This is a genomic window from Parasedimentitalea maritima (assembly GCF_005771405.1).
Lineage (GTDB): Bacteria > Pseudomonadota > Alphaproteobacteria > Rhodobacterales > Rhodobacteraceae > Parasedimentitalea > Parasedimentitalea maritima.
The window spans coordinates 393,588-416,132 of record NZ_VAUA01000001.1; the positions used below are offsets into that span (position 1 = coordinate 393,588).

Consider the following 22,545-nt stretch of genomic DNA (forward strand, 5'->3'; position numbering starts at 1 on the left):
ATAAACCTATGTGCCAAATTGGAGGCTACTATGACACATCTTGCCCCACGTGACTGGGTGCCCGCCCAGTGTGAATCCCGAGTACAAGAATTGGCGATGCGCACTGCGGCCGCTTCTTCGGATCAGACTGCAGCAAAGGTCAGCGCGCTGATCGCCCGCAACACTCAAATCCACGACCGTGAGTGTTTCAATCTGAACCCGGCCACCAATGTGATGAATCCAGCAGCCGAAGCGGTACTGGCACAGGGGCTCGGCAGCCGCCCGTCGCTCGGCTATCCCGGTGATAAGTACGAGATGGGGTTGGAGGCGATTGAAGAAATCGAAGTGATCGCAGCGGAATTGGCTGCGCAGGTGTTCAACGCGCGCTATGCCGAAATCCGGGTGGGATCTGGCGCATTGGCGAACCTTTATGGCTTTATGGCGATGACCCAACCCGGTGACAGCATCATCGCGCCACCAGCTGCAATTGGCGGGCATGTGACTCACCACGGCGATGGCTGTGCGGGTTTGTACGGGGTGCAGAGCCATCCGGCTCCGGTGAATGCGGACGGCTATACCGTTGATCTTAATGCATTTCGTGATCTGGCACTGCGGGTGCGCCCCAAGTTGATCACCATTGGCGGCAGCCTGAACTTGTTCCCACATCCGGTCGCTGAGGTGCGGCAAATCGCCGACGAGGTGGGCGCTAAGGTGCTATTTGACGCCGCGCATCAATGCGGCATCATCGCTGGTGGTGCTTGGGTCAATCCTCTGGACCAAGGCGCCCATATGATGACCATGAGCACCTACAAAAGCCTGGGCGGCCCTGCGGGCGGGTTGATTGTGAGCAATGACGTCGAGATTGCCCGGAAACTGGACGCCATTGCATTTCCGGGCATGACGGCAAACTTTGATGCGGCGAAATCAGCGGCACTGGCATTGACTATGCTGGATTGGATCGAGCACGGAGAGGGATACGCTCAGGCGATGATAAATCTGTCGCAAGCCCTGGCCCAAGAGATGGCAGCGTTGGACCTACCACTCTTTGCGGCAGCTCACGGGGGAACGCAGTCACACCAGTTTGCATTAGAGGCTGCGCCATTTGGTGGCGGACAGACGGCTTCGAAGAAGCTGCGCAAGGCCGGGTTCTTGGCCTGTGGTATTGGCCTGCCAATCACCGAGGTGGCTGGCGATATGAACGGGCTGAGGATTGGTACGCCGGAATTGGTGCGTCGTGGCGTAACACCGGAACATGCTGCAACACTGGCGTCTTTGGTGGCCCAAGCACTGCGGTCGTCTGAACCGGAAACACTGGCCAATGAGGTTGCAGCGTTTAGGGCAGAGTTTCAGGGCATGCATTTTGTAAGGTCATAACAAAAAGTGGGGGCTGCAGTTTAAATCACTTGCGCGGCCCCCACGGTTCGGTTTCACCGGGTCTCTGATAAGACCGGATAAGCCTGCGTATAAATCCAGTCGCTGTCCTGTGCTGGAACATGGCAACCCAGGCAGCTTTCCTGATAGTCTGGCGCAATACTAGTCAGGGTATCGCCCGCTTGAAATTGGCCCCAGCCCCAGCCGTCTCCCCAAGCTGGATTACCGGTAAAACGGCCTTGAGTATCTTTGACCATCACAAACCACCCCTCCAGTTCAGAGGCATGTGCGGCGGTGCCGGTGGTATAGGATCCCGTCGCTGCCGAACGGAGTTCTTTCACGATGACGGCCCCATCGGGGAAGGACCCGGTTTCAAGATAGGCCTCGATCACGCCGGGCTGCGTATAGACGGTGTGAAATCCACCAGCCTCCTCCCCATCAAGAATGGTCCAGCTTCCTAAGACTGGCCATGTCCTGAGGAATTCGACCTGCGGCAGGTGAATGTCACCACTTGCTGAAACCGCGCCAGCGGGATCAACGTCAAAATCCTGACTGCTAGCAGCCCCGGCCGATAGGCTAATGAGGGCGAACAGAGGTCCAAACCAGTTCATTGGGTTGGCTTTGCTGCACGCAGCACCGGATAGAATTGAGTAAAGACAAAATCATCCGCCGCGTTTGCTTCATGGCAGGAATTACAGCTATCGGTTTCAAAGGCCTTGGCCGTAGCGGCATAGGGTTGGCCGCTGTGGCCGAAAGAGAAGTAGGCCCAGTTGCCCGGCTCGTCGGTGTAGCGGGTGCTGTCTTTGACCGTCAATTCCATGCCCACAAAGTCACCCTGAAAATAGCCAACGCCTGATACCTGAGCGTTGGCCCCGGTCTCCGGATCAGTGCCTTCATCGGTCTGGATCATCACCAGTTCCTTGGCAATTTGGCTGCCGTCAGCCCATGTGCCGGTGGCTGACCAGTGATCAAAGGCGCTGGGTTCGACATAGACGTTGTGAAACTCGGGGAACGGCGCTTCGCCACCATTCAGCGCATTGGGTGTCAGCGGAGTACCCACATAGACCCAGCGCCGGATATCCTGCGGCAGCTCCACGGCACCTTCAGCGGTAAAGCTGGCGCGATTGATCAGATCATCCTGAGCGATCAGGGTGCCAGCAGAGACAGTTGCAAGGGCAAGGGCGCAAACGAGCACGCGGTGTGTATTGAAGAACATGGCGATTTCCTTGGCTAATTCATGTTCGTATAAAATAGGGAGGGCGGTGGTGAGTTTGAGTTATGGTTTCCATAACCAAATGATCTGTGAATCTATGGTGCAACTGGGGGAGGGAGATCCACATGGACACACGCCGTATTCGTCACTTTCTGGTGTTGGCTGAGACCTTGAACTTTTCGGAGGCGGCGCGGCGGAGTGGGGTGTCACAGCCAGCGTTGAGCAAATCCATCGCCAACTTAGAAGCGGAATTGGGTGGCAGCTTGATCCGGCGGGAAGGGCGTTTGACCCATCTTACGCATTTGGGTCAGGCCATGGCGTTGCATCTGCGTGAAGTTGAGCGCGCGACTTCTGCTGCCAAGGCGGAGGCAAACCGATTGAGCAAGGGGGCGGTGCAGCCACTGGAAATTGCAGTGATGTGCACCGTCGGACCGAGCCGGTTATCGCCTTTTGTCCTGAAGTTTCTAACCGACCATCCTGACGTCGAGCTTTCGTTGCATGATGTGACCACAGCCAGAATTGGGGCGGATCTTTTGGGGGGGCGGGTTGACCTGGCTGTTCTCGGGGCGCCGGTGACAGACTCTGATCGGCTGCGCCATATCGAGTTGTACACAGAAGACATGGTGATGGCATGTGCAGTGGATCACCCCTATGCCTCACGGCCCTCGGTGAAACTGGAGGACCTGTCTCGCCAACCCTATTTGGATCGGTTGCATTGCGAGTTCAGAGATACGTTTTTGGCCACTGCAGTCCGTGAAAATGTTCCGATGAGGGTTACTGTGCGCAGCGAACGCGAGGATTGGATACAGTCCCTGGTGCAGGGCGGGCAGGGGGTGACGATCTTGCCGAGGCATTCAGTGGTGTTAGACGGGATCGCCACAGTGCCGTTGAATCGCCGCGATATGAAACGCAGCGTTATGCTCTCGGTTGCCACGGGCCGTCAAGATGCTGAAGCTGTGCGCGATTTTGTGGACGGAGCCCGACGGCATGACTGGCAGTAGGCTCTGACCGGTTTGGAAATTTTTAAGTAAGGGTGCGTGCAAGCACACACCCTACGCCAAATATCAGTGGGCCATAAAGACTGGAACCTTGGCCTGTTCCAGCATGTTGCGGGTGGCGCCTCCGAGAATTGCTTCGCGAAAGCGAGAGTGACCATAGGCGCCCATCACAATCATTTCTGATCCGGTGTCGGTGGCGTGGCGGTTCAGCACATCGGAGACCCGGCTTAGGGTTTTGCTTAACACATCAATTTCGCAAGTGACCCCGTGTCGCGCCAGCATCTGGCTTAGCAATCCACCCGGATCGGAGCGTTCAGGCCCGTGTGTTGGTGGATCAATCACCACCACACGTACCAGATCTGCACATGTCAGGAAGGGCATGGCTTTGCGAATTGCGGTCAGTGCCTCAACACTTTCATTCCAGGCTACAGTGACAGTTTTGGGCTGTGTCACCACGTTGGTCTCGTCCGGGACCACCAAAACGGGTGCATGACCTTCAAACAGGGCTGCCTCGACGATGGGTTCGGCTTCGACATTTCGATCGCGACCATAGGGTTTGCCCAGCACGACAAGATCTGAAAACCGCGCCCGCTGCGCAACATGCCGACCTAAGTCAGCGATTTGTGCGACGCCGGATTCCGCTGACCATGTCACGCCGGCCTTTTCCAGTACATCACTGGCATAGGCTTGTACGGCGGCGGCTTCTTCTTTGGCGCGGGCCAGGGATTCTTGCAACACCAGAGCGTTGGCTCCGGCATAGTAGTATCCGGTCTGGGTTCGGTCGACACCCAGACAAAGCGCTTCGGCGTGCCCACTGAACCGTTCGGCCAAAGCAGAGACCTGAGCCAGAGGCGCAGTGGCTGTTTTGGCCTCGGTCAAAACGGTGAGCAAAGATTTATAGGACATTTCCACCTCACTTGCAGAATGTGTGACCTCAAATTGGTCGCACTAATTGCTTTCTGTGTGAGGCTTCACATAGTTAGAGGTATTATGTCTTGATGCAGATCAAAGCACGAGGTCCTTTCATTTTGCATCAAGCGCTCAGTTAAAACCGTCTGGCGCGGCACAAGAATCGCGCGGGACAAGGTAAAGGGACATAAGATGTCTAATTATATCAAGCTGATAGTGCTTGGTTTGGTTGTGCTATTTGCAATGCTTGCAACCAACTATGCGCGAGATATGGCTTATTTGGTTCATGCGATCATTATCATGATCGTGTCTGCCGGGCTGTTTCTCCACACTCTTCGCCAAACTGACGAGCCGCAGGTGGTGGCTGGGGCGGTTGCCAACGAATATTTTGACAGTGTGGTGCGCGCAGGCGTAATCGCGACCGCCTTTTGGGGCGTTGTCGGGTTTTTGGCTGGTGTTTTTATTGCCTTTCAATTGGCCTTTCCCGGGCTGAATTTTGAATGGGCAGAAGGCTATGCAAACTTTGGGCGCCTGCGCCCGCTGCATACCTCTGCAGTGATCTTTGCCTTTGGTGGCAACGCGTTGATCGCCACGTCGTTCTATGTGGTGCAGCGCACCTGCGCCGCGCGCCTTTGGGGGGGCAACACAGCATGGTTTGTCTTCTGGGGCTATCAGCTGTTCATCGTTCTGGCGGCGACCGGCTATCTGCTGGGCGGCACCCAATCTAAAGAATATGCTGAACCCGAATGGTACGTGGACATCTGGTTGACCGTAGTGTGGTTAGCCTATCTGGCTGTATTCCTGGGAACGTTGATTAAGCGCAAAGAGCCGCACATCTATGTGGCCAACTGGTTCTACCTTGCCTTTATCATCACTGTTGCCATGCTACACGTGGTCAACAACCTGTCGATCCCGGTTTCGATTTGGGGTTCCAAGTCGGTACAGGTCTTCTCGGGTGTGCAGGATGCCATGGTGCAGTGGTGGTATGGCCACAACGCTGTTGGCTTCTTCCTGACCGCCGGTTTCTTGGGCATGATGTACTACTTCATTCCGAAACAGGCCGAACGTCCGGTTTTCTCGTACAAACTGTCGATCATCCACTTCTGGGCGCTGATCTTCCTGTATATCTGGGCTGGTCCACACCACCTGCACTACACGGCGCTGCCTGACTGGGCGACAACGCTGGGCATGGTGTTCTCGATTGTGCTGTGGATGCCGTCCTGGGGTGGTATGATCAACGGTCTGATGACCCTGTCTGGTGCATGGGACAAGCTGCGCACCGACCCGGTGATCCGGATGATGGTGATCTCGCTTGGCTTCTACGGTATGTCGACCTTTGAAGGTCCGATGATGTCGATCCGCGCTGTGAACGCGCTGAGCCACTACACTGACTGGACCATTGGCCACGTGCATTCGGGTGCGCTGGGTTGGAACGGTATGATCACCTTTGGCGCGCTGTACTATCTGGTTCCGGTTCTGTGGAAGCGTGAGCGTCTGTATAGCCTTAGCTTGGTGTCCTGGCACTTCTGGCTCGCCACGATCGGTATCGTTCTGTACGCCGCGTCGATGTGGGTCACCGGTATCATGGAAGGCCTGATGTGGCGTGAAGTAGATGCCAACGGCTTCCTGGTGAACTCGTTCGCTGACACCGTTGCTGCCAAAACTCCTATGAACATCGTGCGTGGATTGGGCGGGCTTCTGTTCCTCTCTGGTGCTGTGGTCATGTGTTACAACCTGTGGATGACCGTTCGTCGGGCGCCGGCCAAAGAGGCCAGCCTGACCGTCGCGGTTCCAGCTGAATAAGGAGGACTGAAACAATGTCATTTCTCGACAAACACAAGGTCCTCGAGACCAACGCGACCCTGCTGCTGGTTTGCAGCTTGCTGGTCGTGTCCATCGGCGGTCTGGTGCAGATTGCACCACTGTTCTGGCTGGAAAACACCATCGAAGATGTAGAGGGCATGCGCCCCTACACTCCGCTGGAGCTGACAGGGCGGGATATCTATGTCCGTGAAGGGTGTTACACCTGCCACAGCCAGATGATCCGCCCAATGCGCGACGAAGTGGAACGCTATGGTCACTACTCACTGGCCGCAGAGTCCAAGTATGACCACCCGCATCAGTGGGGTTCAAAACGGACCGGACCGGACTTGGCTCGGGTTGGGGGACGTTACTCGGATGAGTGGCAGGCAGATCACCTGCGTGACCCGCAGTCTGTGGTGCCGGAGTCTGTGATGCCAAAATACGGCTTCTTGGAGCGCACAGTGATTGATGGCAAATACGTCGCTGATCTTATCGCTACCAACGCAATGGTGGGTGTTCCTTACACAGATGAGATGATCGCCAGTGCGCAGGCTGACTTTAGGGCTCAGGCTGATCCGGACAGTGACTATGATGGCTTGATTGAACGCTATGGCGACAAAGTGAGTGTGCGCAACTTTGACGGTCAGCCGCAATTGACCGAAATGGACGCGCTGGTGGCGTATTTGCAGATGCTGGGGACATTGGTTGATTTCTCGACCTTCACCCCCGTTGCAAGCCGCTAGGGGAGGAGAAAATGGAAATCTATACTCTCCTTCGGGAATTCGCTGATAGCTGGATGTTACTGTTCCTGTTTGTTGTCTTTGTGACTGTTATCCTCTGGGCGTTTCGCCCTGGCAGTACCAAGGTCTATCAGGACGTCGCCAATATCCCGTTTCGCCACGTTGACGCACCTGCGCCCCAGTCCGGCGTAGACACACCCGCCGCATCCAAGGAGGCGAGGACATGACAAAAAAATCTAAAAAGTTCGAGGGCGATCCGAATACCACCGGTCACGTGTGGGATGGGATCGAAGAGTTCGATAACCCAATGCCACGCTGGTGGTTGTGGTGCCTCTATCTGACCATCATCTGGGGTATCGGCTATACGATTGCCTATCCGGCCTGGCCAATGATCAACCAAGCCACTTCTGGAGTGCTGGGCTGGTCGACGCGTGCCAATGTGGCGGCTGAGATTGCAGCGGTTGAAGAATCCAATGCGGCGATCAACGCCAAGCTGGCTTCGGTTGAGTTGACTGCGATCACCAGTGATGCCGAGCTGAATGCCTATGCTTCATCAGCTGGTAACGCAGTGTTTATGACCTGGTGTGCCCAGTGTCATGGCTCGGGTGCGGCTGGCGCCAAGGGGTACCCGAACCTCTTGGATGATAGCTGGCTGTGGGGGGGCGATATGGAAGCGATCCATACAACTGTCACCCATGGTATCCGTAGCGATGATAATGACGATACCCGCTATTCAGCAATGCCCGCCTTTGGCCGGGATGAGCTGCTGGAGAAGGAAGAGATCGATCAGGTTGTGAACTTTGTCATGTCTTTGTCCGGTGATCCGGTGGATGCATCCAAAGTGGCCGATGGCGCGGTTGTTTTTGAAGACAACTGTTCGTCCTGCCATGCTGAAGACGGCACTGGTGATCGGGATCAGGGGGCGCCAAATCTGGCGGATGCACTGTGGTTGTATGGCGGTGATCACGAAACACTGACAGAGACCGTGAGCAACGCACGTTATGGTGTGATGCCAGCCTGGAACACACGCCTGACCGAATGGCAGATTCGCGCTGTTACAGCTTATGTCCACCAGTTGGGTGGTGGCGAGTAGGGTGAGATATCCAGATCTGGCTTGATTGCTTCGGTCAATAAAACAAAGGGCTTTGATGTAGATCATAGCCAGGGAAAACGCAGCGCCCCGGCGCTGCGTTTTGCGTTTGGATCGGCGGAGGATCGCCGTTTACCCCTCACCAAATGTGTCGATTCGAAATCTACATAAATTGTCAAACAATTTTATTAGTTCCGATTGAAATCGTTGCCTCCCGGACACAAATGCATCCTGCAAGCACAGGAGTTGTGAATGGACAGACTGACCGAAATGGAAGCTTTTGCTGAGGTAGTGGACCAGGGTGGGTTCACGGATGCGGCCCATAAAATGGGCCTCTCCAAATCTGCAATTTCCAAACACGTTTCCAGTCTGGAAAACAGATTGGGTGCACGGTTGTTGAACCGGACCACTCGCAGGGTCGGGCCAACCGACATTGGTATGGCCTATTATGATCGCGCCCGCCGCGTGCTGAACGACGCGGGTGAGGCAGATGCGCTGGTTTCGGCCATGCAAAGCGAACCAGCTGGGTTGTTGCGGGTCACCTGTGCGACGGATTTTGGCGTGAAGCATCTTTCGGAACTGCTTCCGGATTTCCTAAATTTATATCCGCAAGTGACACTGGATGTGGTTCTGTGCCAACGCCGGGTGGAGCTGGTGTCCGAAGGGTTTGATCTGGCAATTCGGGTTGGGCCGCTTGAAGATAGCAGTCTGCGGGCGCGAAAACTGACCGAAACCCGGATGCGCCTGCTGGCGAGCCCTGAGTATCTGGCACAGCAAGGTGGCCCGAAAACCATCAATCAACTGACGGACTTCAACCTTATTCATGCCTCTAATATCTCCAGTCGGTGTGTGTGGAAACTGGAAGCATCAAATGGCGAGTTGCGGCAGGTGCGTGCCAAAGGCGGATTGTGCATAAATGATGGGCAGTGCCAGTTGGATGCTGCCATTGCCGGACTTGGGATTGCTTACCTGCCTGACTACTTGTCGCAAGATGCGCTGATGAGTGGAGAGGTTGTGGATGCGATGCCGTCGCTGCCGCGACAGGTGCAAGACATCTATCTGGTGCAGCCTTATCACCGTATTGTGCAGCCCAAGGTGCGTGCCTTTGTGGAGTACCTGATTCAAGAGGTCCCTAAGCATGCGAACGCTTGCTAGGGCGCTACTGTCTATCCCATGTAGGAGTTTGAGTGGCGGACTTCAGCGCGGGCCGCGTCGCTCCATCCACTCCATAGGGCGATGCTGCTCCAGGTCACCACGTAGATCACACCAACGCCAATCACCAGTTCACCCGGCAGTGGGCCAACATCGGCTCGCTCTACGCCTTGCAGGAGTGAGGTGATAGGGGTCGGGTGCACCACCAGCTTCCCCGCATAGGCGAGCGACTGGATGAGCAGAATCCACAAATAATTGTGCCGAATGCGTCGCCCTACCGAAGTCATATAGCTGACGTGGTATTCTGGCCGCAGGTAGTCCTCGGCCAATACCTTCTGCCAGTTTTCTTCCATGTGCAAATCGCCGTCATACAGCAGCGGAGCGTAAAAGTGACGCTCCAACCAGCGTGCGCGGGCGCGGAAAACGTTGAAATAGCGATAGCGCCGGGCTTCGAGCAGCAGGAAGAAAATAATCAGAATACCGACCAAGATCAGAGGGAGAGGTGATGCATTGGGGGAGGAAAAGGTGATCGACAGCGCCACGCCCAGTGTTACGACTGCCCAATTGGTGGTGGTGTCGAGCCGGGTGCGCCAAATGGTGCTGCGGTAGACTTCGCCCCGATAGAGGTGCGCCACAGCGCCAATTTCGGCCTGGTTCAGGGTTTTGCGCTCAATGTGTTGCTCCTCCACTCCCCGTCCTCCAGCCCCTGTTCAGTAAAAGGGTAGTTTCTGGGGGCAAAGGGTCAAACTTTGTTCGGTGTTTGATCCGGATCAAATAAGGCTGGACAAATTGGTGATTTAATAACTGCAACGACACTCCCTGGGGCGGCCATCCCCCTTGACGGTCTGGGGGGTGTCAAAAATACCCATTTCGCTTGTTCGCAAGTGGTTTGGGCTAAGCGTCGGCTTTCCGATCTGTTCGCGCGTTTCCTGGAAGGCCGACGCTTTTTTCTCAAACATCCTGCGGATCCGGTCTGGTTTCGCGTGTTGCGTGCCGTTTGGTTTCCTTTGACCGGTGTTCCGCAGAGCTAAGGTTGCGATCGGAGCGCCGCCACCAGTGCCCCTCAGGCAGCCAGGCTTCCTGCGGTTTTTCGTCTGCAAAGGGTCTGCTCTGCGTGTGAGCCTGCTCCAGGCCAGTGGCGATCCGGAATGTGTTGGCAAAAATATTCAGCATCGTGATGTCCTCTGTTTGGGTGATCCTGTCCTTACTGTTGATATTTTGAACGGAAAATGCGACTCAATATGAATGGCATAATGTAAGGACAGCTTACAGATGAACTGGCGTGACCTTCCCCCAATGGCATCGCTGCGGGCTTTTGCAGTCTTTTCAGAGGCCGGAAATGTTAAACTTGCCGGTGCTGCGCTTAATGTAAGCCATGCTGCCATCAGTCAGCACCTTAGAGCACTGGAGGCCCATCTGGGCGTTGGGTTGCTAGATCGTTCGGGGCGCGCTTTGTCCCTGACCGAAAAGGGCGAACAGCTGGCCCGTGCTCTGGATCTCGGCTTTGGTGCAATTGGTGCGGCTGTTCAGGACTTAAAGGGGGCTGACGCCAACCGGCCACTGCATATTTCTTGCACATCTTCGTTCGCGGCGTCTTGGTTGATGCCGCGCCTGCCTGGGTTTCGCGCCTTGCACCCCGAAATTAATTTGATGCTGGATCCCTCACCAGAGCTGGTCGCACTAACACCAGGTGGGGTTGATATAGCTATTCGGTATGGGCAGGGGGGCTGGCCAGGTCATGACGTGGAAATGTTGTTGGCCTCGCCAATGGTCATCGTTGCCGCGCCTGGGTTGGTGCCGGTCAAGGAAGGCAGAACGCCTGCAGATTTAGTCAATTACCCTTGGTTGGATGAGTTGGGCACGACTGAATCTACCAACTGGCTGGAATCTTATGGGGTGAGCCCCTCAGGTTGGGTCAGCCGGGTGCAGGTGCCCGGGAATTTGTTGTTGGATGGGGTGAGGTCCGGGCAGGGGGTGGTGGTGACGGTGCGGCATTTTGTTGAGGATGATCTTAAATCTGGACGATTGGTGGAGCTGTTTTGTGAAACGGACCAACGTGGATATCATATTGTGATCCGTCCTGGAGTGTTGCGCCCCTCTGCGCGGAGCTTTGTTCAATGGTTACGGCGCCAAAAGAACATGAGCTCATAAACATGTGTTTGTGATGCAGTTTTTGATCCACGTCAAAGTTGACGTGAACTGCTTCTGGGACAAGGCTGGCAGCATGCCAACAACCGGAGTGATTCCGTGAGCGATTCCAATCCAGCCCCCAGCCTATATCAAGCTAGGGAGCCAATCTTTCCGAAACGGGTGTCGGGCCCTTTCCGCAATCTTAAGTGGATTATTATGGCCGTGACGCTGGGGATCTATTACTTGACCCCCTGGATCCGTTGGGATCGCGGACCAAGCCTTCCGGATCAAGCGGTGCTGCTGGATTTGGCCAACCGGCGCTTTTACTTTTTCTGGATCGAAATCTGGCCGCACGAATTTTATTTCGTCGCGGGTCTGTTGATTATGGCTGGTTTGGGATTGTTTCTGTTCACCTCGGCTTTGGGTCGGGTTTGGTGTGGCTATGCCTGCCCGCAGACAGTTTGGACCGATCTCTATATACTGGTGGAGCGCTGGATAGAGGGCGACCGCAATGCCCGCCTGCGCCTGCATCACCAGAAGAAACTGGACTTTCGCAAGGTGCGGTTGCGACTAACCAAATGGATAAGCTGGTTGTTGATTGGTTTGGCCACCGGCGGGGCTTGGGTGTTCTATTTTGCAGATGCGCCAACGTTGTTGGTTGATCTGATGACCGGCAATGCGCATCCAATCGCATATACCACGATGGCGGTTTTGACACTTACGACGTTCTTCTTTGGTGGCTTCGCCCGCGAACAAATCTGTATTTATGCCTGTCCATGGCCGCGCATCCAGGCGGCGATGATGGACGAGGACACACTGGTCGTTGGCTATCGTGAGTGGCGCGGCGAACCGCGTGGCAAGCTGCGCAAAAGTACAGATCAGACCGCAGAACCGCAGGGCGACTGCATTGACTGCATGGCCTGTGTCAATGTGTGTCCTGTGGGGATCGATATCCGCGACGGTCAGCAGATGGAATGTATCACCTGTGCCCTGTGTATCGACGCCTGTGACGACATGATGGCCAAAATCGGCAAGCCACGTGGATTGATCGACTATATGGCGGTCAGCGATGAAACTGATGGTCGGGTTGGTCAGGAGCCTCGCAATATCTGGAAGCACATCCTGCGACCGCGCACCATCATGTATTCCGTGATGTGGTTGCTGGTCGGGTTTGGATTGGTGTTTGCCTTGTTCATTCGTCCAGACATCGAACTGACGGTCGCGCCAGTGCGTAACCCGACATATGTCGTGTTGTCGGATGGCTCGGTCCGGAATACTTATGATGTACGCCTGCGCAACAAGCATGGTGAAGAGCGTCAGTTCCAGCTATCCGTTACAGGCGACGCGACTTTGCGGGTACAGTTGGAAGGCACGCCTTATGCGTCGGTCCCGGTCCCTGCAAATGCCGCGCATCTGCAACGCGTCTATGTGATCAGTCCAAAAGGGACAGTGCCATCGACCAGTAATGCGATCCCGTTCCGGATTTGGGTCGAGGACAATGCCAATGGTGAGCGCGCTTATCGCGATACCACCTTTAACGGTAAGGAAAACTGAGTGATGACGACGCCTAAACCTCAACGTGAATTCACCGGCAAACATGCTCTGATGGTTTTTGGAGGTGCTTTTGCAGTGATAATCGGGGTCAACATCACGCTGGCTGTGAACGCGGTCAGAACCTTTCCGGGGCTGGAGGTGGGTAATTCATATGTTGCCAGCCAGGAATTTGATCTCCGTCGAACAGCCCAGCAGGCGCTGGGCTGGTCTGTCTATGCTTCAGCCACAGATGATCTGGTCAAGCTGGAGATCACTGATGTGCAAGGCAATCCAGTTGAGGTGGTCAAGCTGAGCGCGACTTTGGGCCGGGCTACCCATGTAAAGGATGATCAGAACCCGGACTTCCAATTTGACGGCAAGGCCTATGTGGCTCCGGTTCAACTGGGGGCAGGAAACTGGAACATTCGCATGGTGGCACGTGCCAAAAACGGGACCGAGTTTACCCAGCGGGTTGTCCTGCATGTGAAAGGGTAAGTCACGATGACGGCTCAAATCCGCCCCTCTGCGGCGGCCTGCCCGGGCTGCCTGGCGGTTCCGCGAGATGCAGTTGACGAGGCACCCACATCGTCACGGCTGGCGCTGTCACTCCCCGGTATTCACTGCCAAGCCTGCATTTCTGCTGTGGAACGGGGTTTGAATGCTACGCCCGGAGTAACTTCGGCGCGGGTCAACCTGACCTTGAAGCGGGCAATGATTGAAGCTGAGCCTGACGTGCGCGCCGCCGACCTAATCCCGGTGTTGGGTGATTTGGGCTATGAGGCACATGAGCTGGATCTCGGCACGTTAACGGCAACCCAGGGTGACAAGGCAGGCCGTGATTTGCTGATGCGGTTGGCCGTTGCCGGTTTTGCCTCGATGAATGTAATGTTGCTATCGGTCTCTGTCTGGGCCGGGGCGACGGATGCCACCCGTGACATGTTCCATTGGATATCTGCTGCGATCACCCTGCCGACCATTGCATTCTCCGCGCAACCCTTTTTCAAAAGCGCCTGGAGTGCCTTGCGGGTGCGTCGGCTGAATATGGATGTGCCAATTGTGCTGGCGCTGGTGTTGGCATTGGTCACTTCGCTGTGGGAGACTACGCTGTCGGGGGAGCACGCCTATTTCGATGCGGCCCTGACCCTGACCTTTTTCTTGCTGGCCGGGCGCTATCTGGACTTTCGCACCCGCGCTGTGGCGCGATCTGCCGCCGAAGAACTGGCGGCGTTGGAGGTTCCCCGTGCCATTCGCCTGAGTGATGGTGTTGAAAGTGAAGTTTCTGTTGGTGAACTGTCGATTGGTGATCTGATCCTGGTCCGCCCTGGTGGCCGTATGCCTGTAGATGGTGAGGTGGTTTCGGGACAATCTGAGCTGGATCGTTCGCTGCTGACCGGGGAAACCTTGCCGGTGTTTGCTGAGCAGGGGCAGGGGGTTTCGGCAGGTGAGGTCAACCTGACCGGGCCGTTGACCATTCGGGTCACGGCAGTGGGTGAAGATACATCACTCCACCGGATGGGCGATTTGGTGGCGATCGCTGAGAGCGGCCGGTCGCGCTATACCTCTTTGGCTGATAATGCAGCGAAACTGTATGCGCCAGGGGTGCATATCCTGTCGGCGCTTAGCTTTGCTGGCTGGTATCTGTACACTTGGGATCTGCGCACGGCGCTGAACATTGCTGCGGCGGTGCTGATCATCACTTGCCCCTGTGCGCTGGGGCTGGCGGTGCCTGCGGTGACCACAGCGGCCTCGGGGCGGTTGTTTCGCAAGGGAATGCTAATCAAACATGCCACTGCACTGGAACGTTTGGCACAGGTGGACACAGTGGTGTTCGATAAAACCGGTACGCTGACAGCCGGCACTCCGCAATTGACCAATCTGGCAGATTTCACGCGAGCCGATCTGGAGATTGCGCTGGCTCTGGCCGAAGCATCGGCGCATCCGCTGTCAAAGTCTCTGGCGCAGGCTGCAGGTGAGGCGGGTGTGACTGCCGCAGCGGTCAGCGATATTCACGAGGTGCCAGGCTATGGCACTGAAGGTTCGTTTCGTGGCTCTCGCGTTCGTTTGGGCCGCGCGGCTTGGGTTGGGGCGCAGCAGAGCGATGTAACTGCGGCGTGGCTGGATATCGGTGATGAAAACCCGCGCGGCTTCCTGTTTACCGATGCGTTGCGTCCCGGAGCGGAAGCGGCAGTACAGGCTCTGCTGGACGCTGGTAAACAGGTTCAACTGGTGTCGGGTGATTCTAAAAGGGCTGTTCAGATTTTAGCGGCGCGTTTGGGGATTACCAATTGGGTTGGTGAAGCTCTGCCGGAAGATAAAGTCGAGCGGATCAAGGTATTGTCCGAGCAAGGCCACAAGGTGCTGATGGTTGGTGACGGTCTGAACGATACCGCTGCGTTAGCGGCTGCGCATGTGTCGATCTCACCTGCCTCGGCATTGGACGCTGCGCGCGTTGCGTCGGACATAGTGCTGTTGGGCCAGGATCTGACCCCGATAGCAGAGGCCTGTGATGTTGCACACCGTGCCACCAAGCGCATTCGTGAAAACTTCCGCTTGGCCACCTTGTATAACGTGATTGCAGTGCCGCTGGCGGTGGCAGGCTTGGCAACGCCGCTGATCGCCGCCTTGGCGATGTCGACCTCATCAATTACAGTGTCCCTGAATGCCCTTCGGTTGAGGTAAGCACATGCAAGTTTTGTTTTATTTGATACCGATTTCGCTGATTCTGGGGGGGCTGGGGTTGCTTGGTTTTCTATATACCGTGCGCAGTAATCAATATGATGATCCGGAAGGTGATTCACAAAGGATACTCAGTGATGAATGGGATGATCATCCCAAGCCTTGAGCCTTTTTGAGGCATCACAGGTGCGTGCAAGCACACACCCTACACGGTCAGATGCGAAGGATGAATATGGCCAGTCGGCACTCTTCTCGACGAGACCAAGTTTGACCGGAGCAGTATGGCAAAGGTCCATATGTTGCCAATAGTCCTGCGGGTTACGGATGTGATGTTCCCAGAACCGACGTTGCCAGATACCGCGTTCGCGTCGCGCCAGTTGGCTTGCGCTGGTGATCTGGCGCGGTACAGCACGTGAAAACCGGGTTTTGATCTGGCGCCAGCGTGTCGAGAAATCGCAGTCCCCGGCGGGCAATGTCCAGATGCATCGCATGTGATCAGGTAGCACCACCCAGGCATCAACATGGAAAGGGCGCTGGCGACGGGTCAGGCCAACAGCGGCGCGCAGGGCGTCAATTTCGTCAATCAAAAGAGTTGAACCGCGCTGCGCCAGGCAAACTACGAAATAGATTGTGGCGCTGGGCGCGCGAGGGCGCAGATACCGGGACATACCCCAGCATCCGCCAACATGGTTAACAACCTCTGAATCTGTGTAGGGTGCGTGCTTGCACGCACCGCGATTGTGTGTGGTCAGGACGGTCCGATGGGAGTGCAGGCCACGTTGCGGGCGCTGAGGCGGCGGCAAGCCAGATCTGCGCCTTCCTGCGTCATACCGAGGAAGTTTGCTTCAAACCCACGATTAGACTGAGCCACCTTGCGCAGGCTGCCATCCAGCGTCTCCATTTCAGCCAATGCAGTTCGTAGAAGTACTTTTTCTGCCTGATACCGCGTGTTGAAACGACCAACGTTAATGCCCCAGTGACGTCCTCCTGATGTGGACAGACGGGTCACAACAACTGGATCCGCCGCTGCAACCGGAGTTGTCCTTAGGTTGGCGGGGCGCGCTGTAGGTCGCAGTCCGGTATAAACCGCAGGCTGTGGTGCCGCGGCCACCGCTGCAACAACCTGTTCTGCGTCTGTTTCAGTCAGTGTGGCTGTTTCGATCTGGAGTGCTTCTGCCAAAGCTTCGGTTACCGGGTTTTCTTCCGCTTCAGCCAGTGCGGCCTGAATGCTTGTACGCAGCAAGTTCTGATCTGCTTCAGCCGGACTTGCAGCTGCAGGATCTGCGCTGGGCTCCGGAGGGATTTCGGCCTCGGCCAGGCGTAGAACGGTTTCGTCACTGGCGGCCGCAGGGCGGGTTTTGGGGCGTAGGCTGGTGGTGACTAGCCCGTTGGGTCTGACGGTCTTGCCAGAACCGGCTGCACTGGCGACGACGGGGGCTTCGATATTGCCGACATATTGCGGCAGGCCGGGGCGGCGCAATCGTGCCTGCGACGGTGCCCTGCGAAACCCTAGATCAAGAAGATCGGCGACTTTGGCATTGCGTGAGGCGGTGGATTTGCCGCCAAACACTGTTGCAATGATGCGTTCATTGCCGCGCTTGGCGGAGGCGACCAAGTTAAACCCAGCAGCATTGGTATAGCCGGTTTTGATGCCATCGGCGCCACGGTAGGCTGCCAGTAAGCGTCGATTGGTATTGTTCACCTGCTTTACTCCGGCATCAGTCGAACGGCGAGAGAACAGGTTATAGTATTCGGGGTAGTCATACAGAATATGCCGTCCCAGCGTTGTCATGTCACGGGCGGTCGACATGTGCCCGGATTGGGTCAACCCATGGGCATTACGAAAGGTGGTACGTGTCATACCCAGTGATTTTGCGGTGCGGGTCATGCGGCGGGCAAAAGCAGCCTCGGACCCCGAAATGGCTTCGCCCAGTGCGGTGGCGGCATCATTTGCGGATTTTACGGCTGCCGCGCGGATGAGATAGCGCAATGCGATTGTCTGACCGGTACGCAAGCCCAGTTTTGAAGGGGGTTCAGACGCGGCGTTGCGACTGATCTTGACCTTGGTGTCCAAAGATATTTCACCGTTCCGCACCGCTTCAAAAACGATATAGAGCGTCATCATTTTGGTCAGGGATGCAGGGTGAAGGCGGGTATCAGCGTTGCGAGAGTGTAGTACCTCGCCAGTGCGTGCGTCCATCACCAATGCCGCATATGGGGCGGTACTGGCTGCCATCGGCACCAGAATACACAGCCAGAAAGCTGTCAGAATACCCAAGCCCAAACGGGCCGGAAAGATGCACCGAACCTGCGCGAATTTTGCCATGTCTGCCTCATGCCGCCGGTTGTCCGGCTGACTTTTTTACCTAACGCAAAGCTAGCACAAAGGGGCTTCGGAAGAAACTAATGCTTTTTGGGGGCTGGTGCGGAGAATGCTTGAGTAGGCAATATCTGGTGGGTGATAACCAATGTGCCCGCTACATGGGGGAAGCATTAAATAAGTGTTACCGCAGTTTTGGGCATTTTACCGCCCAACTGGTGTTTCTGTGCCACAAGAATCACGCTCCCCATTCTCAGGGGCGGTGGCTACCCGTGACATAAAACGGGGTAATATAGTGCAGTCCAAGGGAGAACTCGCAGGCCATTGGGATCAGGGCTTTGATGCTGTGTTCCAGATCTGCAAGCAGTGCGTTGGAGAAGGCTGCGTCGCGATGTGGTTTCGACAACACTGAAACCGAGATATCGATATGTGTGTACTGGTATTCACTGGTGGGGTAGCCACGTCCCTTGCAGTCGCCGGCGCCATCATCGTGTTCTAAAATGACAGCTTCAATCTTGGTCAGGATCGCCCGAGTATCAATGTCGAGATCTGAGGAGTATTTAACTTCGGCGTGTGGCATTGGGGTCTCCGGCTAGTTTAGATGTATGATCTGTCCAAAGCGCAGAAAGAAGGGTTGGTCACCTGATGTCAATCTGTCCCTGAGGCTTTCATCCAATTTGGTCTACTAGATTGGCCAATTCAGATAGATCAACAATTTCCCGATATCGCGGGTCGCCTTCGGGAGCGGATGCCTGTTCTATCTCCCAGGTCAGACCATGCGGCACATAGGTGCCCCAACCCCCCGCCGCCAACACAGGCATCACATCTGATCTCATGGAGTTCCCGACCATCATCGCCCGACTTGCGCCGTCACCGTGGCGCTGAAATATCTCATTGTATGCTTCAGGTGTCTTCTCCGACACGATTTCAACCGCGGAGAACAGATCACCCAGGCCCGATTGCGCCAGTTTGCGTTCCTGGTCCAGTAGGTCACCTTTGGTCACCAGGATCACCCGATGACTGCTCGCCACGGCGGTCACTGCGTCACGGGCATGGGGGAGAAGTTCGATCGGAAAAGACAGCATCATCTGCCCTGCTTCAATCAATTCGTGAATTACACTGGCCGGAACTCGGGCATCAGTGACTTCGATGGCGGTTTCGATCATCGAAAGGGTGAATCCTTTGACGCCATACCCATAGCGTCCAAGATTGCGTTTTTCGGCAGCCAAAAGCCGTTCGCTCAATAGCTCAGGGTCCATGTCTAAAGGCGTGTGATCTTCCAGCAATTCGCCAAATCTTTGCTGCGTAATCCGGAAAAAACGCTCGTTGTGCCAAAGGGTATCATCGGCATCAAACCCGATAGTCGTTAAAGTGCGTGCCATTGTATTGCTCGCTTTCTCTTTTCCTCGCTGAGATAGAGGCTATATAAGCCAGTGAAGAATTCCCATGCCTGACCCGGATTGAACCGCTAATGACACTGCTGCCCCATATCATGTCAGACCAGTCGGATGACTCTACAGATACCGGAGTCCTCACCAAGACCAAACCAAAGACCCAACGCCCTCCACGATATAAGGTGTTGTTGCTGAATGACGACTATACGCCGATGGAATTTGTGGTGATGGTCCTGGAGCGTTTCTTTGGCATGACCCATGCCGAGGCGTTTGAAATCATGCTGATCGTCCACAAAAAAGGCCTGGCAGTGGTTGGGGTTTACAGCCATGAAATTGCCGAAACCAAAGTTGGTCAAGTGATGGATTTTGCGCGCCGGCAGCAGCATCCGCTGCAATGCACCATGGAAAAAGAAGAATAAGAGGCTCCCCTGATGTCCATCCGTCTTTCCCTGGCAATCGAGTCAGGTGGCTTTGCCGTGCCAGAAAGTGGCAAGATCGCAATGTTCCATCCGCGCGATGAACACGACCTGTCGGTGCTACCACGCGAACAGGTTCTGGTGGTGCAGCCTATGCGCCCGGATCACGATATTTTTGTCGCCCGTGGTTACGACTGTGTTGCTGCCCTGGAAGCTGACACAGAAATCGCAGCTGCGATCGTATTCTTGCCTCGGGCTAAGGCACTGGCACGCCATTTGATTGCGCAGGCCGTGGCCTTAAGTTCTGGTCCGGTATTGATCGATGGAGCCAAAACTGATGGCATAGATTCGGTGCTCAAAGCAGCGCGCAAGCTGACCGAACCGTCTTCTCCGATCTCAAAGGCACATGGCAAAGTGTTCTGGGTCGAGGCTGATGGGCAGGTTTTTGCCGATTGGCGCGTTGATGAATTTGCCAGCGTCGATGGCTATGCCACCGCTCCGGGTGTGTTTTCGGCGGATGGTATTGATCCCGCCTCTCGTTTGCTGGCCGAAGCGCTGCCGACAAAGCTTGGCCGCAATCTGGCGGATCTTGGTGCTGGCTGGGGATATCTCTCAGCGCAACTGCTGCAACGTGATGATGTCATCGAAAAACTGCATTTGATAGAGGCGGACCACACATCACTGGCCTGTGCCCAGCGTAACGTCAGCGACCCGCGCGCTGAATTTCATTGGGCCGACGCGCGTCAGTGGAAGCCACCGCATCTGTTGGATGGCGTGATCATGAACCCGCCATTTCATACTGGCCGCAGCGCCGAGCCCTCACTTGGGCAGGCTTTCATTGCCACCGCTGCGCGGGTGTTGTCGCCCTCGGGGAGCCTGTGGCTGGTGGCAAACCGGCACCTGCCTTACGAGACTATCCTTGGGGAGCTATTTGTGCAGGTCTCGGAAATTGCGGGGGATAACCGTTTCAAGGTGTTGCATGCCTTTCGGCCAAAACGTCAACGCCGGTAGCGCGGCGGTTTCCAAGCTGACAAATGCGGTCTAACCTGCCGCCTGAATGATCCTGACGGAGGCTGTATATGTCTTTTTCCATTTCCGGCAAAACAGCCATCGTGACCGGCGCTGCCAATGGTATTGGTTTGGCCATCGGTAAACAGTTTGCAGCTGCCGGAGCGAACGTAATGTTTGCCGATGCGGATGAGGCAGGTCTGATCCGCGAATTGGGCAGCCAGCCCGAAGACAGCAGCACACGTTATTTTGCCGGCGATCTGCGAGAGCGATTGACCATTGCCAATCTGTTGTCGGCCACCATTGATGCCTTTGACCAGATCGATATTCTGGTCAATGGGGCCCGTCAGGTGGTGACCAGCGATCCGCTGGATCCAGAAGATGATTCGACACATATGTTGTTGAATGAGAACTTGCTGCCAACCCTGCGGCTGTCGCAGCAGGTGGCGAAACGGATGATTAAGCAGGGGGAAGGTCGCGAGTCGCAGGGCCCGCTTGGGTCTATCGTCAACCTGTCATCGATTGCAGCCCGCCGGACCCACCCGGAACTGATGGCCTATTCCGTGTCCTCGGCTGCGATGGACCAGATGACACGATCCCTGTCGGTGGCGATGGCGCCACATCGGATCCGGGTCAACAGCATCGCCTTTGGTTCGGTGATGAGTGCCTCGCTGAAGGCCGTCCTGCGTGACAACCGTTCCTATCGTGAAGATATCGAAGACCACACACCGTTGGGGCGTATCGCTTCGCCAACCGAACTGACCGAAACGGCCCAGTTTTTGGCGTCTGAGGCCTCAAGTTTTATGACGGGGCAAATTGTGACGCTTGATGGTGGTCGCACTCTGCTGGATCCAGTGGATGCACCTGTGCACTAGCCGGGTAAGTTCAACTGGCAGTTTAATTGAAAGAACTTTCTATGAGTAGCGAAATGAAGACCGAAAAAGCCCAGGCTGCCGCGTGGTTCCGTACATTGCGCGATCAAATCGTAGCGGCGTTTGAGGGGCTGGAAGACAGCCATGCTGACGGGCCTTTGTCCGATCAGACGCCGGGCCGGTTTGAGGTATCTGAAACCACACGTAACTCGGATGACGGGTCAGACGCTGGCGGAGGGCTGATGAGCGTGATGCGGGGCGGTCGGGTGTTCGAAAAGGTCGGCGTCAATGTATCCGAAGTTTACGGTACATTGGGCGAACGGGCGCAAAATGCAATGGCAGCCCGCAAGGGCATTCCGGGAATGAAAGACGACCCACGGTTCTGGGCCTCGGGTATTTCTTTGGTGGCGCATATGCAGAACCCGCATGCGCCAGCCGTGCACATGAACACCCGGATGTTCTGGACACCGCATGCTTGGTGGTTTGGTGGTGGGTCGGACCTGAACCCCTGCATCGAATATGATGAAGACACCGCGCACTTCCACGGCCAGCAAAAGAAGCATTTAGATCCGCATGGCGGTCTTCTCTACCCTAAGCTAAAGGCTTGGGCGGATGAGTATTTCTATATACCGCATCGCAATCGTGCCCGTGGAGTTGGCGGCATCTTTATGGATGACCGTAACAGCGGTGAGTGGGAGAGGGATTTTGCCCTGACACAAGACATCGGCCGTGCATTTCTACCCGCTTTTGTGCCCTTGGTGGAAAAGCGCCGGGTGCAGGATTGGTCAGACGCCGACAAAGAGGCCCAGTTGGTGCATCGTGGGCTCTACGCTGAATATAATCTGGTCTATGACCGGGGGACTAAGTTCGGCCTTGAAACAGGCCATGATGCCAATGCCGTGTTGATGAGCCTGCCACCTCTGGCCAAGTGGATTTAAGAA

General features: G+C 55.8%; 25 protein-coding genes. 16 read left to right on the forward strand and 9 right to left on the reverse strand.

Features of this window, described 5'->3' with window-relative positions; all coding sequences use genetic code 11:
• The first annotated feature begins 30 nt into the window (after nt 1-30).
• On the forward strand, nt 31-1,353 hold the full coding sequence (locus FEE96_RS01955; RefSeq protein WP_138161308.1) for a serine hydroxymethyltransferase: 1,323 nt from the start codon (nt 31-33) through the stop codon (nt 1,351-1,353).
• 53 nt (nt 1,354-1,406) lie between these two features.
• Here FEE96_RS01955 and FEE96_RS01960 read toward each other — a convergent pair whose 3' ends face one another.
• Together FEE96_RS01960 and FEE96_RS01965 are read right to left on the reverse strand one after the other, a co-directional pair.
• Complete coding sequence (locus FEE96_RS01960; protein WP_138161309.1) at nt 1,407-1,961, reverse strand: cytochrome P460 family protein; 555 nt, start codon at nt 1,959-1,961, stop codon at nt 1,407-1,409.
• Complete coding sequence (locus FEE96_RS01965; protein ID WP_138161310.1) at nt 1,958-2,566, reverse strand: cytochrome P460 family protein; 609 nt, start codon at nt 2,564-2,566, stop codon at nt 1,958-1,960. Before FEE96_RS01965 ends, FEE96_RS01960 begins: the two co-directional genes overlap by 4 nt.
• A 122-nt stretch (nt 2,567-2,688) precedes the next feature.
• Here FEE96_RS01965 and FEE96_RS01970 point away from each other — a divergent pair, with 122 nt between their 5' ends.
• Nucleotides 2,689-3,564 (forward strand): LysR family transcriptional regulator, encoded by an 876-nt coding sequence (locus FEE96_RS01970; RefSeq protein WP_138161311.1) that lies wholly within the window; start codon nt 2,689-2,691, stop codon nt 3,562-3,564.
• Between the two features lie 63 nt (nt 3,565-3,627).
• On the opposite strand, the gene FEE96_RS01975 is transcribed toward FEE96_RS01970, so the two are convergent.
• Nucleotides 3,628-4,467 (reverse strand): universal stress protein, encoded by an 840-nt coding sequence (locus tag FEE96_RS01975; RefSeq protein WP_138161312.1) that lies wholly within the window; start codon nt 4,465-4,467, stop codon nt 3,628-3,630.
• 195 nt (nt 4,468-4,662) lie between these two features.
• On the opposite strand from FEE96_RS01975, the gene ccoN reads away from it, so the two are divergent.
• The 5 genes from ccoN (at nt 4,663) to FEE96_RS02000 (ending at nt 9,258) form a co-directional block, all read left to right on the forward strand.
• Nucleotides 4,663-6,273, forward strand: coding sequence for a cytochrome-c oxidase, cbb3-type subunit I (gene ccoN / locus FEE96_RS01980; RefSeq protein ID WP_138161313.1), 1,611 nt, complete (start codon nt 4,663-4,665; stop codon nt 6,271-6,273).
• Between the two features lie 14 nt (nt 6,274-6,287).
• Complete coding sequence (gene ccoO, locus FEE96_RS01985) at nt 6,288-7,016, forward strand: cytochrome-c oxidase, cbb3-type subunit II (protein ID WP_138161314.1); 729 nt, start codon at nt 6,288-6,290, stop codon at nt 7,014-7,016.
• A gap of 11 nt (nt 7,017-7,027) precedes the next feature.
• Nucleotides 7,028-7,240, forward strand: coding sequence for a cbb3-type cytochrome c oxidase subunit 3 (locus tag FEE96_RS01990; protein WP_138161315.1), 213 nt, complete (start codon nt 7,028-7,030; stop codon nt 7,238-7,240).
• A complete protein-coding gene (gene ccoP, locus FEE96_RS01995) occupies nt 7,237-8,106 on the forward strand; it encodes a cytochrome-c oxidase, cbb3-type subunit III (protein WP_138161316.1) in 870 nt (289 codons plus the stop codon). The genes FEE96_RS01990 and ccoP overlap by 4 nt, the downstream gene beginning before the upstream one ends.
• 249 nt (nt 8,107-8,355) lie before the next feature.
• Nucleotides 8,356-9,258: a LysR family transcriptional regulator gene (locus FEE96_RS02000; RefSeq protein WP_138161317.1), complete on the forward strand. Its 903-nt coding sequence runs from the start codon at nt 8,356-8,358 to the stop codon at nt 9,256-9,258.
• A gap of 11 nt (nt 9,259-9,269) precedes the next feature.
• On the opposite strand, the gene FEE96_RS02005 is transcribed toward FEE96_RS02000, so the two are convergent.
• A complete protein-coding gene (locus FEE96_RS02005) occupies nt 9,270-9,944 on the reverse strand; it encodes a DUF2270 domain-containing protein (RefSeq protein ID WP_246079242.1) in 675 nt (224 codons plus the stop codon).
• Between the two features lie 262 nt (nt 9,945-10,206).
• Nucleotides 10,207-10,428: a hypothetical protein gene (locus tag FEE96_RS02010; protein WP_138161318.1), complete on the reverse strand. Its 222-nt coding sequence runs from the start codon at nt 10,426-10,428 to the stop codon at nt 10,207-10,209.
• Between the two features lie 99 nt (nt 10,429-10,527).
• On the opposite strand from FEE96_RS02010, the gene FEE96_RS02015 reads away from it, so the two are divergent.
• From FEE96_RS02015 to ccoS, 5 genes are all read left to right on the forward strand, one after another.
• A complete protein-coding gene (locus FEE96_RS02015) occupies nt 10,528-11,406 on the forward strand; it encodes a LysR family transcriptional regulator (protein ID WP_138161319.1) in 879 nt (292 codons plus the stop codon).
• Nucleotides 11,407-11,502: 96 nt separating this feature from the next.
• Nucleotides 11,503-12,939, forward strand: coding sequence for a cytochrome c oxidase accessory protein CcoG (gene ccoG / locus FEE96_RS02020; RefSeq protein WP_138161320.1), 1,437 nt, complete (start codon nt 11,503-11,505; stop codon nt 12,937-12,939).
• Between the two features lie 3 nt (nt 12,940-12,942).
• Nucleotides 12,943-13,413 carry a FixH family protein gene (locus FEE96_RS02025; RefSeq protein WP_138161321.1) on the forward strand — a complete coding sequence of 157 codons (471 nt, stop codon included), beginning with the start codon at nt 12,943-12,945 and terminating at the stop codon, nt 13,411-13,413.
• A 6-nt stretch (nt 13,414-13,419) separates the two neighbouring features.
• A complete protein-coding gene (locus FEE96_RS02030) occupies nt 13,420-15,597 on the forward strand; it encodes a heavy metal translocating P-type ATPase (protein WP_138161322.1) in 2,178 nt (725 codons plus the stop codon).
• Between the two features lie 4 nt (nt 15,598-15,601).
• Nucleotides 15,602-15,760, forward strand: coding sequence for a cbb3-type cytochrome oxidase assembly protein CcoS (gene ccoS, locus FEE96_RS02035; RefSeq protein WP_138161323.1), 159 nt, complete (start codon nt 15,602-15,604; stop codon nt 15,758-15,760).
• On the opposite strand, the gene FEE96_RS02040 is transcribed toward ccoS, so the two are convergent.
• The 4 genes from FEE96_RS02040 to FEE96_RS02055 form a co-directional block, all read right to left on the reverse strand.
• Nucleotides 15,726-16,262, reverse strand: a complete 537-nt coding sequence (locus FEE96_RS02040) for an REP-associated tyrosine transposase (protein WP_212744724.1) — start codon at nt 16,260-16,262, stop codon at nt 15,726-15,728. The two genes, ccoS and FEE96_RS02040, sit on opposite strands and share 35 nt — an antisense overlap.
• A gap of 80 nt (nt 16,263-16,342) precedes the next feature.
• Nucleotides 16,343-17,920 carry a D-alanyl-D-alanine carboxypeptidase family protein gene (locus FEE96_RS02045; protein WP_138161324.1) on the reverse strand — a complete coding sequence of 526 codons (1,578 nt, stop codon included), beginning with the start codon at nt 17,918-17,920 and terminating at the stop codon, nt 16,343-16,345.
• 247 nt (nt 17,921-18,167) lie between these two features.
• Entirely contained in the window at nt 18,168-18,494 is a 327-nt protein-coding gene (locus tag FEE96_RS02050; protein ID WP_138161325.1) for a hypothetical protein, read from the reverse strand.
• An 88-nt stretch (nt 18,495-18,582) separates the two neighbouring features.
• Nucleotides 18,583-19,296, reverse strand: coding sequence for an HAD family hydrolase (locus FEE96_RS02055; protein ID WP_138161326.1), 714 nt, complete (start codon nt 19,294-19,296; stop codon nt 18,583-18,585).
• Nucleotides 19,297-19,385: 89 nt separating this feature from the next.
• Here FEE96_RS02055 and clpS point away from each other — a divergent pair, with 89 nt between their 5' ends.
• The 4 genes from clpS (at nt 19,386) to hemF (ending at nt 22,542) form a co-directional block, all read left to right on the forward strand.
• Nucleotides 19,386-19,727: an ATP-dependent Clp protease adapter ClpS gene (gene clpS, locus FEE96_RS02060; protein WP_138161327.1), complete on the forward strand. Its 342-nt coding sequence runs from the start codon at nt 19,386-19,388 to the stop codon at nt 19,725-19,727.
• A 12-nt stretch (nt 19,728-19,739) separates the two neighbouring features.
• A complete protein-coding gene (locus FEE96_RS02065) occupies nt 19,740-20,735 on the forward strand; it encodes a class I SAM-dependent methyltransferase (protein ID WP_138161328.1) in 996 nt (331 codons plus the stop codon).
• Nucleotides 20,736-20,803: 68 nt separating this feature from the next.
• Nucleotides 20,804-21,607 carry an SDR family NAD(P)-dependent oxidoreductase gene (locus FEE96_RS02070; protein WP_138161329.1) on the forward strand — a complete coding sequence of 268 codons (804 nt, stop codon included), beginning with the start codon at nt 20,804-20,806 and terminating at the stop codon, nt 21,605-21,607.
• 41 nt (nt 21,608-21,648) lie between these two features.
• Entirely contained in the window at nt 21,649-22,542 is an 894-nt protein-coding gene (hemF, locus tag FEE96_RS02075) for an oxygen-dependent coproporphyrinogen oxidase (RefSeq protein WP_138161330.1), read from the forward strand.
• Nucleotides 22,543-22,545: the final 3 nt, after the last annotated feature.